This is a genomic window from Edwardsiella anguillarum ET080813 (genome assembly GCF_000264765.2).
Lineage (GTDB): Bacteria > Pseudomonadota > Gammaproteobacteria > Enterobacterales > Enterobacteriaceae > Edwardsiella > Edwardsiella anguillarum.
Window position 1 is genome coordinate 1,610,253 of sequence record NZ_CP006664.1, and the last position, 13,479, is coordinate 1,623,731.

General features: G+C 50.4%; 11 protein-coding genes and 1 pseudogene. 1 reads left to right on the forward strand and 11 read right to left on the reverse strand.

Going from position 1 to position 13,479, the window contains the following annotated elements:
- Nucleotides 1-145: 145 nt before the first annotated feature.
- The 5 genes from ETEE_RS07235 to ETEE_RS07255 form a co-directional block, all read right to left on the reverse strand.
- Nucleotides 146-1,702: a methyl-accepting chemotaxis protein gene (locus ETEE_RS07235; protein WP_034164026.1), complete on the reverse strand. Its 1,557-nt coding sequence runs from the start codon at nucleotides 1,700-1,702 to the stop codon at nucleotides 146-148.
- A gap of 220 nt (nucleotides 1,703-1,922) precedes the next feature.
- Nucleotides 1,923-2,732, reverse strand: a complete 810-nt coding sequence (gene proC, locus ETEE_RS07240; RefSeq protein WP_034164027.1) for a pyrroline-5-carboxylate reductase — start codon at nucleotides 2,730-2,732, stop codon at nucleotides 1,923-1,925.
- A gap of 742 nt (nucleotides 2,733-3,474) precedes the next feature.
- Nucleotides 3,475-3,996: an isopentenyl-diphosphate Delta-isomerase gene (gene idi, locus ETEE_RS07245; protein WP_034164028.1), complete on the reverse strand. Its 522-nt coding sequence runs from the start codon at nucleotides 3,994-3,996 to the stop codon at nucleotides 3,475-3,477.
- 279 nt (nucleotides 3,997-4,275) lie between these two features.
- The gene (locus tag ETEE_RS07250) at nucleotides 4,276-5,040 is read right to left on the reverse strand and encodes an AraC family transcriptional regulator (RefSeq protein WP_034164029.1); all 765 of its coding nucleotides are present in this window, start codon (nucleotides 5,038-5,040) and stop codon (nucleotides 4,276-4,278) included.
- Between the two features lie 799 nt (nucleotides 5,041-5,839).
- Complete coding sequence (locus ETEE_RS07255; protein ID WP_034164031.1) at nucleotides 5,840-6,268, reverse strand: universal stress protein; 429 nt, start codon at nucleotides 6,266-6,268, stop codon at nucleotides 5,840-5,842.
- 694 nt (nucleotides 6,269-6,962) lie between these two features.
- Here ETEE_RS07255 and ETEE_RS21600 point away from each other — a divergent pair.
- A complete protein-coding gene (locus ETEE_RS21600; protein WP_167549807.1) occupies nucleotides 6,963-7,109 on the forward strand; it encodes a hypothetical protein in 147 nt (48 codons plus the stop codon).
- Nucleotides 7,110-7,253: 144 nt separating this feature from the next.
- On the opposite strand, the gene ETEE_RS07260 is transcribed toward ETEE_RS21600, so the two are convergent.
- The 6 genes and pseudogenes from ETEE_RS07260 to ETEE_RS20010 all read right to left on the reverse strand — a co-directional run bounded on the left by ETEE_RS07260 (nucleotide 7,254) and on the right by ETEE_RS20010 (nucleotide 12,631).
- Nucleotides 7,254-8,456: an MFS transporter gene (locus tag ETEE_RS07260; RefSeq protein ID WP_034164033.1), complete on the reverse strand. Its 1,203-nt coding sequence runs from the start codon at nucleotides 8,454-8,456 to the stop codon at nucleotides 7,254-7,256.
- 282 nt (nucleotides 8,457-8,738) lie between these two features.
- On the reverse strand, nucleotides 8,739-9,083 hold the full coding sequence (locus tag ETEE_RS07265) for a hypothetical protein (RefSeq protein WP_034164034.1): 345 nt from the start codon (nucleotides 9,081-9,083) through the stop codon (nucleotides 8,739-8,741).
- A gap of 194 nt (nucleotides 9,084-9,277) precedes the next feature.
- Nucleotides 9,278-9,685: a type II toxin-antitoxin system RelE/ParE family toxin gene (locus ETEE_RS07270; protein ID WP_034164035.1), complete on the reverse strand. Its 408-nt coding sequence runs from the start codon at nucleotides 9,683-9,685 to the stop codon at nucleotides 9,278-9,280.
- A gap of 149 nt (nucleotides 9,686-9,834) precedes the next feature.
- A pseudogene (locus ETEE_RS20825) lies at nucleotides 9,835-10,556 on the reverse strand (IS5 family transposase); the annotation flags it as partial.
- An 817-nt stretch (nucleotides 10,557-11,373) separates the two neighbouring features.
- Nucleotides 11,374-11,967 (reverse strand): hypothetical protein, encoded by a 594-nt coding sequence (locus tag ETEE_RS21230; protein WP_144242805.1) that lies wholly within the window; start codon nucleotides 11,965-11,967, stop codon nucleotides 11,374-11,376.
- Between the two features lie 139 nt (nucleotides 11,968-12,106).
- A complete protein-coding gene (locus ETEE_RS20010) occupies nucleotides 12,107-12,631 on the reverse strand; it encodes a CaiF/GrlA family transcriptional regulator (protein ID WP_081854093.1) in 525 nt (174 codons plus the stop codon).
- Nucleotides 12,632-13,479 lie beyond the last annotated feature (848 nt).

Sequence of the window (13,479 nt, forward strand, 5' to 3'; positions counted from 1 at the left end):
GCGGGAAATGCGGGCCGGGGTTCGCGGGCCGCCCGCGTAACTCCGGCGCACGCCCCACAGGGCTGGCAACCAACCCTGCGGCGCGATCCGAAACGGCGATCGTCGACGGTGACGGCGCGCTCCTGGCGCCTCACCGCCCTGCAGATCAGGCGAGCTTAAAGCTCTCCATACTCTGCATCAGCTGTTCGCTTTGTGCCTCCAGCGACGCCGTGGCCGCGGTGGACTCCTCTACCAGCGCCGCGTTTTGCTGCGCCACCTGATCCATCTGGGCGATAGCCTGGTTTACCTGCTCGATACCGCGGGTCTGCTCCTGAGAGGCGCCGGAGATCTCCGCCATCAGCGCCGTCACGCGTACCACCTCGGCGGAAATCTTCGCCATGGTTTCCGCCGCCGCGCTGACGCGCCGCTCGCCGTCGCTCACCTGACGCACCGAATCTTCGATCAGCAGCTTAATCTCTTTCGCCGACTGGGCGCTACGCTGCGCCAGGTTGCGCACCTCACCGGCCACCACGGCAAAGCCGCGACCCTGCTCACCGGCGCGCGCCGCCTCTACCGCCGCATTGAGCGCCAGAATATTGGTTTGGAAAGCAATACCGTCGATTACAGTGATAATATCGGCGATCTTCTGTGAACTATGAGAGATGCTGCGCATGCCGACGATCGCCTCATTGACGATGTCCGCGCCCTGATTCGCGCTGTCGGAGACGCCGCTCGCCAGCTGATTGGCCTGCTCCGCATTGGCCGCATTCTGACGCACCGTCGCCGTCAGCTGCTCCATGCTGGCCGCCGTCTCCTCCAGCGACGCCGCTAGCTCTTCGGTGCGCTGCGACAGATCGCGGTTGCCGGCGCGCAGCTCACGGGCGCCGACGTCAACCTGCTCGCTGGCGTCGCGTACCCGGCGTACCGTCCCGGCCAACGCCTGCTGCATCTGCGTCAGCTGTCGACCCAGCTGGGCTATCTCCGAACGACCGCTCAGCACCAGCCGGCGGGCCAGATCTCCGGCGGCGATATGCTCCACCTGCTCATCCAGCTGCGCCAACGGCCGCAGAATGATGCCGCGCAGGGCATACCAGCAGAAGCCTCCGACCGCCAGCAGCAGGACGCAGGCGGAAATGATCAGGGTCATCGCGCGCTGATAATCCCGCTGCGCCTTCTCTAGCGCCTGACGTCCCAGCGTATCAGCAAACTGCCGAAACTCGCGTAAATCGCGGTCGTACTCCGTGGAGTGACTGCTGACCTGATTCTCCAGCAGGGCGTAGTAGGCATCCAGATTGCGCGCCGCCAGAGCCTGAACCATCGGCTGCAGGCCATCCTGGATATAGGCGTTATAGCTCTGCTCGAGGCGAGTGCTCAGACGCTGCCCCTCCACGGTAACTTTTTTCAACGCGGAGAACTGAGCCATAATCTCGTTGGACTCGGTCAGTAGGGCCTCTACCGTCCGGCGGCTGCTGTCGGCGTCGGCAATATGTTCCAACGTCAGCTGGCGCGCCGCCACGGCGGCGGCGGAGCGGGCGCGCAGCGTTGCGCTAAAGCCGGTAGACAGCGGGCCCAGCTCAGCGGCCTGCAGCTGATTGACCACGGCCAGAGAGTGATTGCTCTGGCGTAAGAAATAAATTCCCATGCTGCTGATAAAAAACAACAATAAGGTATAGGTAACGATGATGACAAGCAGTCCGCCACGGACTGTAATTCGTTGATTCATTAATTATTCCCTGTAAATAATACTGCGCCATGATGGGATCATCCCTTGGCCAGGTTTACTGTTAAGTCAGCGTTCGATTTATCGGCCACAGGGACAAAAACTTGAGCCAGATCACACAATAAAACAAATCAGCGGCGTATAGACAGGGAAAAAGAGGATAGGCAGCGCGGCCGCGGAAGGAATCGGCGCCGCCGCGGCCGCGCCGGGGAGACCGCCCTGCTCAGCGGCGGCTCATCGCCTCCGACTTCGCGATACAGCGGGAGATGGCCTCGATCACCGACGCGCGCATGCCGTTCTCCTCCAGCGCGGCCACGGCCTCAATGGTCGTACCGCCCGGCGAACACACCATATCCTTCAGCTCCGCCGGATGCGTACCGGTTTCCAGCACCATCTTTGCAGCGCCCATCACCGCCTGGGCCGCAAACTGATAGGCCTGAGCCCGCGGCATCCCGGCGCGAACCGCCGCATCGGCCATGGCCTCGATAAACATGAACACATAGGCTGGTGACGATCCGCTCACCCCGACCACGGCGTGGATCAGCGACTCCGGCACGACCTCCGCCCGCCCGAAGCTGCGGAACAAGGCGACGATCCGGGCGCACTCTTCGGCGCTGACTCGCCCGTTCGGGGTGATGGATGACATGCCAGCATTGACCAGCGAGGGCGTGTTGGGCATAACCCGAATCACCTTCTGCTGCGCAGGCAGACCCTCCTGGAGAGTCTCAAGCGTCACGCCGGCCGCAATAGAGACGACGATCGTCTCGGCCCGCAAACTCCCGTTAATCTCCTCCAGCAACGTACGCATCCCACTGGGCTTGACGCCCAGCACCACGATATCCACCGCGGCGGCCAGCGCCGGCGCACCGGCGGCCGCGCCGACGCCATATTCATCGACAATCGCCCTGACGCTGTCAGCGGTTCGGTTATACACCAGAATATCCTGCGGCCGCGCAAACTGACTGGCCAGCAGCCCCCCCAGAATGGCCCGGCCCATGTTGCCGCAGCCAATAAACCCGATTTTCTGCTCCACACAACCTCCAGCCCAGTATTCATCATTAAGACAGGCGCGCCCGATGCAGCCGGCACCCTGGTGTCAGCCTACCACCAAGCGCCGTGGAAAAATATGCCACCCGATGCCCCTTACACGCGTAAATATTGGAAAACAGGTCGCCCGACGTAGTCTAAAAATAATATTGTCAAATAATACGGTGATAAATACGCACATCCCGGGCTACGCAAAGATAACTCCACATTTTCTTTAATCGGCGGGGAATAACCGGACGCTAGCGGATGCTCCTGTAACAACGCGGAATACCCATCAGGACGAGAATAGAATCCATAATAAATTGAATCGACCGAAATATCTGTTTAGCCATCAAGAGGGTGGGGTAGCACGCTCGGAATGGCGCGGGGCGGTCGCGTATGCGTATGTCTGAATCGCTTCGCCGTTCTGCCGGAGAAGGATGGCGCCATGGCCGATCAGTGCGTCGGGATACCTGCGCCAGCCGAGGATTCCGGATCTCGGTTTTGCCACGAAAGTGTCTGTACTGTCAGGATGATGCGAACCTGATCCCGTTATTCTGCCAACGTCCGATTGCGTCAGCCCCATGGTTCATGGAAAACGTCTTTAGCCGAATCGATGCCAATAATGTTAACGCTCACGATGGCCGCTCCGCTCAATTAGTGACGGTTTATCGCCCCACGGTGACACCAGAGAAGGGAAAGGAGGGCGACCACGCTATCAATAGCGTCGCTCCCTCCCCCACAAAGACTCAGCGCAGATGCACCGCGGCATGCTGCAAAACCGGCGTCAGGCACGCCCGGAACCACGGCGTATAGTAGTCTGGCTGCTGCGCCATATGCCGTAGGATCGCCGTCGGCTCACGAAACACAAAGGCGTCCGCCTCGGCCAGGTTCAGCTGAGGCATCCGATCGCTCTGGCCGATAAAAACGTGGGTTAACTCATGCTCCGTCAGTCCCTGCCCGACATCAACCCGATAGCGCAACGTCAGCCCAGGAGTCAGATCGCACTGCATCCCCATCTCTTCCTGCAGCCGGCGCGCCGCCGCGCGCTCGACAGATTCGCCCGGCAACGGATGACTGCAGCAGGTATTACTCCACTGCCCGCCGGCATGGTACTTATCGGCGGCGCGGCGCTGCAGCAGCAGCTCGCCGCGCGCATTGAAGATATAGACAGACAGCGCGCGATGCAGACACCCCTGACGGTGCGCCGCCAGCTTTTCCATATGCCCCTGCACGACGTCATACTCATCGACCAGAACAACCTCAATCACCCCTTTTTCTCCCCAACACACCCTAGAAACCGGGCGACACGCCAAGCCCGCGTGAGCGCGCGCCGTCCGAGCATGGCTACCATACCCGATCGCATCCAGGCTTTTTAGCCCCCGAAAACACTTTAGCCATAAAAATCTGATCCACTGAGGTCATCATGCTGCGATCGCCGCACCTCACGGAGACGAGATAGGCTGGGGAGGATGACAGAAAAGGAGACGGCGGATGAGCGGGAGAAAGGGACGACATCCTTGTCGGCGACATCGGACTAAAAGGGACAGCTATGACAGCATGGCGCCATCCCGGTAACGGTGTACATAGTTCAGCGGCGTCACTCCATAATACTCTTTGAATACGGAAATAAAGTAAGAGGTACTGCTATAGCCGCACAGCGTCGATACCTGAGATATATTCTTATTAAAAACCAACAGCTGCTCCACAGCATAGCGCATACGGCAATCGGTCACGATTTTACTGTAGCTGGTCTGTTCATTTTTTAATTTCTTCTTCAACGAACTCGGGCTCAGACACAGGCAGCTAGCGACCGTCGTCAAGCTCCATGTCTTATGAATATCGCTCTGAATGATGTTGTATACATTCGCGCTAATATTATTACGAACCATTCTCATTAAGAATGGAATAAAGCTTCTATTATTAAGAAAAATGGATAGAGCGGCAAACGTCAGCGAGCGCTTACGCTCAAACTCGATTTCATCGGCATCCCGCATCACCGAGTGGTAGGCGGCCTCACGGAATACATGGGGCGTACGGCAAGGCTCTATCATATAGGGCGGAAATCCACGCGATACCGGCGTATAGTGAGTGAGATCTTTCTTTAAAAAATGCAAATAGTCTTTTATTAGATCGCGGGAAATATAGAGAATAAGAGAGGAGTCAAGCGTAGAAAAATCAATTGAATCATTTTCAATGGAAACTAACATCAGATTATTTGCAGCAAACTTGACGACATCCCCCTCGCAAAATCTAACGTCTGTATCTTTCTCTGTTAAAACTATCGCACAACACTCATCACAGCAAAGTTTCATAGCAGAACATCCTACATAAATGTAAAAATGCCTTATCAAAGCCAAACCCTAACGATTGAATAAGGCATAAACAGAGGTATAAATCTGACATCCAATGCCAAAACAAAATACCGAATTATGCCGTGATTTCAATACGGCGCACGCAATATCAATGTATCATTATCTTTACGCTATTATATAAATAGAGACATTTCTATCGAAAAATGAACTTTTTTCGCTAAAAAACATATTTTTTAAGAACGATTATTTATATAAAAATGAAAAAAGCGCGGAGATAACCCCGCGCAATCATTACTTTGCTATTATTGTGCTACGATGTCTTTGCTACATTATCGTCAGAGAAATACCGACAATAATCCGTTATTACGCAGGAACAACGGTAAACGTCCGTCATCTGCCAATGGTCATCGCGATGCCGCACTTCGGACGATGATCACGGCTCCCGCGCGAAAATGGCATGGCATAATATTATTCATCGATAAGTCATATCAGAAAAAAAAATGACGTGACGAAATCATATTATGCGTTACTTCTTTTATTATCATTCAGGCACAGGGCTAATGCAATGCCATGTCTCAACGCATGTTCAGTGAAAAATCAGATATATCAATGTATTGTATGGAGAAGATGGCTAATCAACGATGAGATTTACTCTCAATGGCTATTTTTTTAGCTGATCATGCTATTTCACCGGTGCCGTTAGCGCCATCCGGCGCATCGCTTTACCTTCGCGATCGACAGGCCAGACACCGTATCACGTACGGTGACACGGTGTCTTAGGCGCTACGTAACGCCTCACTCAGCGGATCACCAGCACATTGGTCTTAGCATGGCGCACAATCGCCGCCGCATTGGAGCCCAGTAGATAGGTCTTCACGCTGGGGCGATGAGAGCCAACCACGATCAGATCGGCCCCCATCTCTTCTGCCTGCTGCAGCGCCTCATCGCGCGGCGTCCCGAAGCGGATAGTATATGACATACGCTCACGCGGCAGATCGATACTATCGATCAGCGTCAGCAGTTTCTCCTCTGCATTAGCGACGGCCTTGTTCTCAAACTCTTTAATACCAAATGAGTAGGCGGTGACAAACGCCTGGGCATCCGGCAGCACATACAGGAAATGCACTTCGGCATCCGTCAGCTTTGCCATATAAATCACATGCTCCAATGCGTTCTGCGTCAGTACATCCTCTTCGATATCGACAGGTACCAAAATATTCTTGTACATCGTAACCCCCTCCTGGCTCACTCTCAAAGCACGTCATGTCCCGCACGAGCCACGCTCACCGGCGCCAGCCGGTCACGCACCCGGTGCTATGGCCCCTCAGTGCAGCATACTGCCAGATAAGAATAGACAGAATTAATTCACCGCGCTTTTGTGAGATACCACAGAGTCTGGCGATCGTTTTCGGCCGGGCAGTGGCGTCCTGGGGGTATGCCTATGCCGCCGGCCGGGGATGTTGCCCAGACGAGAGAGAACGCCGCGAAATAACCGCCCCGCGATGTCATAAGCACCGCCCCTGCTCCGAGCATTGGCAAAAGGTCTCCCCAATCGAGTGAACCCCATTTACTTTCACTTTACGAATAAGCAAGTAGGACGCCCGGCCAACGACAAATAATAAAAACAAAATGAAAGCAAAATTATTTTACTCTTTCTCCTTTATTTCTCCATTTTTCATTATAAGCGGTGCCTTTATGAATAAAGTATGGAGTGCTAAAACACAGAACACCTTTTTATTTTTATTGCACCATCTTTGCATATCGCCTTAACATTTTGTGCCGCACGTTACGTTAAAATAGAGGGGAGACAGCACAAAAAACACACGCTATAATCGACAGTAAATAATATAGGGAATTTAAATGCTCATGATGAGCAGGGCATTTTACGCTAGAAATACCTAATGGGTTAATCGGAGTCCATCATGAAATATATCATCTTATTGATTGCCACACTGATATTAAGCGGCTGCGCACATACCCCGGCGGTGCATAATCATAACGCCGGCAACCTGGCCGACTGCGGCCTGTGTACCTACAACGACACCTTCTACACCGATTTTGATGAGTAATATCCGCGGGTCAGCGATGACCGGCGCCTCCCACGGTCCTGTGCGAGAGCTGCCGCGCAGCACGGTAAACACACCGAGCCACATCCGCACAATGGGCTTTCTACGGCGTCAGTTTCGCTGCGACGACGCTAGCTCACCGTCAGTTCAGCCGGTGCGGCGGCGATGCGCCATTCCAGCCAGCATCACCCACAGAGCGGCACTTACTGGGATCAGCGATCCCCACAGTACGGCATGCCAGCCGGCGCGATTCAACAGCACGCCGGATAAGAAAGAGCCAACGATCATCAGGCTAAAAATAGTAAAGTCATTCAGCGACTGCACCCGTATCCGCTCCTCCGGGCGATGATAGTTGAGCAGATTGGCCGAGGCGCCGGTAAATCCTAGGCTCCAGCCTAGCCCCAACAGGATTAGCGACAGCCAATAGTGCATGACCTCCTGACCTGAAAATCCCATCAGGATAGCCAACAGCGTGATCGCCAGCCCTGCCGTACTAATAGACTCCGCGCCAAAGCGGTTGATCAGCCTGCCGGTAATAAATCCAGGGGTATACATAGCGATCACATGCCACTGAATACCGAGCGTCGATGCGTGCAGGGAAAGCCCGTGCATATGCATAGAGAGTGGCGCGGCCGTCATCAGAAAATTCATTACCGTATAGGAGACCGCAGCGCAAAATACCGTACGTATGAGCCCGGGCTGACGGGCAATACTGCGCAGCGATCGACGCATCGCCGGCGCCGGCGCGCTGACGGGAGGGACCGTCACGCGGTATAATACCAGCGCTGCCGTCGCGGCGGCCAACGCCTGAGCGATAAAGGCGGCGACCAGCGGATACGTAGGCCACAGCGCGAGGGATCCACCGATCAGACTAGGCCCGAGAACCCCCGCCGCCACCCCTCCCGCCATCACCAGTGACATCGCCAGCGCGCGCCGCTCCGGCCCAACGCCATCGGCCGCGGCAAAACGAAACGAAAGGGTCACCGCAGCATAGGCTCCCCCCATCGGCGCCGCCAGGCAAAACAATTCAAAAGAGGCGATGAATACGGCCAGCGCAGCCGTCAGACCCGCCAGCGTTCCCAGCGCCGTGCCCACCATAAACGCCGCTTTGCGCCCACGTTGCTTAGCCAAATAGCCAAAGGGCAAGATACAGGCCGCCATGCCGGTCACAAACAGCGTGATCGGCAGCGTCGACAGCGTGTCATGAGGCGCCAGCCGCTGGCCGACAATCGCCCCGATCGCATAAAACACTACCGAATTCGCCCCGGCCAGCGCCTGCGCCGCCGCGAGGCAGAGGATATTTTTATTCTGCTGCCGCAGGGAGAGCGTCACGCCAATAGGATTATCCATCACCCCACCTATAAAATTTAATGCAGTAAATGTTTATGACATAACATATAAATATGCCGCCCTCTCTTCCCGCAAATAAAGATAATAGCCGAGGTGATATAACAATAGGTGACAGACGGTGCGCTGAAGCAGACAGCTAATTCCGGCCCGGCGTGTGCAGCGTCATATTAGAGAGCGGTGTTAAATATTGCGTTGGCAATATAACTACTATTTATATCTTCACCGCCGCCGCGCGATATACTTAGCCCGGCACCGGATACACGATGCCAATCCGACGCACGATCAATTGACCAGCGACGTCGCGGCCAGCGCCTTAACAAAATCACGCTTAATCAGAATATCCGAGATAAAGATCACCCGAACCGCCTCTCCCTGCTGAACGTACGCCGCACGGAAACTCTGCGGTTTCAGCGCCACCTTATACTCCAGGATGGTAATCCCTTGATGCTTCAATCCCCAGGCGGCCTTAATCTTATGAGGACGTCGCTGGATAATCTGCGGCAGCTCACGGTAAATATTGTCCCTAATCTCCACAGCCACCCTAGAAAACTTCTTAAAAAACGAGTAAATAGCGCTATTATCATCCAGCGTTATCTCCATCTCTGGCTCAAAGAGATCATGACTCATCTACTTGCCTCCACTCTACGGACTGCCGCCGCGCCGGTTTATCATGCCACTGCCAGAGAGGGTAGCGTGCTAGCGCCTGGGAATATATCGCTTTTCTCGCCGCGGAGCCAAAGGGAGACACGCGCTAAAACCGGCGAGTCTGTCCAATAGAGCCGTCAAGAGACACAGACGCCTCCGCTCCATAGCGAAAAACGTTAGCGCCGACTTTCCAACGCTGACGGAAATAAAGGCATCAACTCCGCATTTGCACACACCGCGTCAAAGTGGCGTATCGCCGTTTCCGCCTCTTTTTTCGGCGTCCTCCGGGTTTTCTTCAGGAACGCATGCAACACCACCAGATCGTTATGGGCATCCAGCATAAACAGGAGTCGCGCCGACTCGGCGCCACAGTCAATTCGCAGTTTATAAATCGTGCCCTTATAGCCCCAGATCTTGGGATTTAAAATCTTGAGGCTGCGCACGCTGGGAATGGTATCCAATACGCTAAACGCCGTAAGCTTCTTCTGGATTGTACCCGCCAGCCGCTCTGATACATGACCAAGAAAATGCAAAATATACGCGCCATCCACGCTACCTTTTGCCGCAAGACAGAGAATATTCACTCTACTTAGTATCCTATGCTGATGGTAGCCGAGTGCAGCCTTACTTTATTCTGCCATAAACGCGATACGGGACGCGGTTGAATAAATCGGAGATTGCCGACAGGATGGCTCCCGCGAGCACACCGCTTATGCGATACGCACGCTGTGCGGCCCAGCAATGTCATCCGGTTTAGCACTTTGACTCACCCACCTGCGCGCCATAGCCCCGCAGGCTCAGATAACTGCCCAACAAGATTTTGATACGGAACATCGCTGTTTCTGCTATTGGCTGTTTCTGCTATTGATCGACGGTGATAACTCACTTTCTTGTTCCAAACATCATTGCTACCGCTCAAGTGCTGGTTCGCCACGACATGGTTACGCTCCAGGCCAGTGTTGTGCACCGCTTCGCGGGGCGGGATGAGCGGCCGATTTTTTCCTCAGCAAGACATTCAGTAGCGCGTATCGTAAGCGCCAGCAGCCGACGCCTTCCTGATTTTATGGTAAGTCTGGTTTATCTGCCCCGGAAGTGCCTGCGCACCTGTTGTAGCACTGAGCGATAAATCGGCACAGATAATCTCATGCATCGCACTGTCTGCAGCCAGATGAAGTTTCCCCCCCTTCGCCTGTCCTCCCCATGCTGTCAGACTTTCCATTCGCCGTCGCCGAAGACTTTCAGGCCGGAACAGTCGACGACCAGATGCGATATTTCACCGCGGGTTGGCGTTTTTATGCTGATGTTGATGTGCTTTGCCCGTTTGCTGACCAAAGAGTCGCCAGGACAGTGTAGCGGCAGGTCCATTAATCTAAAAATTGAATCAACGAAGTCTTGTAAAGCCCGGAGCGATAGGTTGAATACGCGCTTTATCATCAGGTCAGTAGTGATAGCCAATACCTTGCCATTCAGGGGTATGGCGGCCTGCTCGGCGATGACGGTAGGGGCGGTGCTTAACGCCAGTTGTTTATTCCCCACGAACCCACCGGAGATCGACGTAGAACCGAGATAGGCCTTAACCGCGTTAATCGTAGTACCGCGGGTCACCGCACTACCAAGTGTTACCGTGCCGCTAACTGGAACGATAAAAAAATCATAAGGCTTCAACCCCGAAATGCTAATATCTTTTGTTAAGCTATCCAGCATAACGTTTAATTGCTCGGGAGCCACACTGTAGGGCATATCCAGTTTATCAACGAAGCCCACCCGTTTCCAACTATGCTACCTGTAGGAACAACACCCTGCTAGTTAAAGGCCAATTGTCCAGGAGTAATCTCAGCCATCGCAGCAGTAGACAGAATGTTCAAAGTCAATACCGATACTACCAATACATATTTTTTCATATCCATAACCTTAATTATATAGATCCTTCATCATCATGAGATATTGAATTAACGCAATTACTTATACTGGAAGAGTACCACATCAGAGATTTATCTGATTTGCAAATCTCTATAGCCAATTAATATTATCCGTAATACACCACCACAAACCCATGAACATTATAAATATCACAAGTTTGAGCTGGCCGCTGAATAAACCATTACAAAATAATCTATCACCATCGTACGTAGAGATTCAATCTGGATGTTTATTGTCATGCAAGGAATAGCAATAAATAAAATAGAAAATACTCATATAATCGCTCATATGATTTAAATTAACATTAATTCTAGAGTTAGAGTATATTATCGGGACCTCTTGCTGCTTATAACTAAATTGAGCAGGAGAATGCCGTTGACATCCGATTACTGCGGATTAACAAACTTCTGCGAAAGTTTCTTGGTACATTGTGGATACCTAGCGAACGGATAATTATCTGCCTATAATGATAAATCGTTTTTTCACTTAAGCCTATTCGCTTGGCACATTTTCGTATCGGAACACCATGAACTAACCACTTCATTACAACGTCTATAACTTTTGCTGGCATCCCCATCGTATACATTTCATTAATCAGATAGTGATTCAATGAAGATATAATCGCATCTTCTGTAAGAGTTAAAAACTCATTAATATTAGGCACTCCCAAAAAAAATTGGAGTGATGATGATGAATTCAAAAAAAATACATTATGACGCAGCATTAAAAACACATCATGAAAACTATCTGACATAACTCCTATATAGTCAAGTAAACCCACTTGCCCCATAAACTTTGCGATAACTTTATCTGAAAATAAAAAATATGGCTGAATGACTAATATTGGCATATTTGGGTAACTACGGCGAACTTCAATCAACAATGAAATGTTAGCATGTAACTCACCATCCCAAATGAATAGACTAGGGTTGTTAGCCCTTAACATATTAATGACGTCACTCTCACACTGCGTTGATATTATATCTAACGACTCACCACTACATTTATAGTATAGATCTCTACAAAAAATATCTAACGTCTGTAAAATAGGCCATTGAGGTGAACAAACAAGCATCTTTTTTTTTTCATATGTCCTCCCTAATACTCTTCCGCAAAGTAAAAACATCCTGCCAAGTCAATTTATTAACTAAGCTATAGTTGATACGATGCAAAGGTAATTTCTTTTTCTTTTTCTTCGCTTCATTCATCCTCTCCGCAGCTGGCCGAGGGAAAAAACTTTGTAGATCAACTGAATCTATAAAGTAATCTATCCGACGAACATATCCATTGCGGTATACATGTTCCTTTGTCCTTGTGGATATCAACCTATTATTCCTTAAATAAAACAATACACTAGAGGCCCTTCTGGCTGATATTTTAAAGGCGTTACTAATATCATTCCTATCAATCCAGCGTTGCTGCTGCTGCCCCCACAAAGCAACAATTAAATATAGAGGAAATCTACAATATTGTATTAGAGATACTGGTATCCAACACTCCAACTCTGAGTGATACTTTCCATTGTCAGACGGCGATAACACATTTGCAATAGTATTACCACTGTGCATAGCGACCTTATTATTGATCATATTATGTTCAATTTGATTCATATCTACCTGACCTATAAATACTCTATAAGCAATAGTTTAATTTGAAACTATTCAACTGGCATCTTAATTTATTCGCGTTTTAAAAAGCATTGATACAACTATATCGCATGCCTCCACCACCTATAATCAATGACCTCACATCATGCCTACTCCGTAATTTTTAAAGAATATTCTTTACCGTAAATTTAATAAAACAACAACTGCTTATCGAGTCGATAAATAAATTTGATCGATTGATTTATTCACCTTTCTTATATTTCATAAAACGAAGTAAAAAAATAATTATAAGTATGATAATTAAGAGTTACGGGTAACGCCATGAAATAGAACAAATAAACAATAAAAGTGTTACATAAGTACATATCAAATATACAAAAATAGAACATTATAACACAATGAAAAATATCATCTTTTTTGTTTTATGATGCATTTTTGCAGGAAAACCTATGGTGTGTGATAAAAGTTAATAGATAATCACTTTTCATACACATCGAAAACGATAAGAAAGCATTGTGAAACTTTTTTTTATAATGTTCAGTACAAATCGCCAAATCATAAACAAGACTAATCTAAGAATCATAGAATAGTCTTATAATAGATGATGGTATAGACACCACGACTTAATTGCCATTCTCACGCATTTAAATAGATATAAAAACTTACACCTAGTAGATATATGTAATATCAGGAAATTAAATATTACACATCTCGACAATATTCATTGATAATAACTATCAATACCATTTAAGCGGTTTGTATCTCCATTAATGCTTCTGTACGATGACCTTCAACATATAAGCTCTGACGGACATTCGATAATGCAAAACGTCATAGCAGTGACCTCTTCC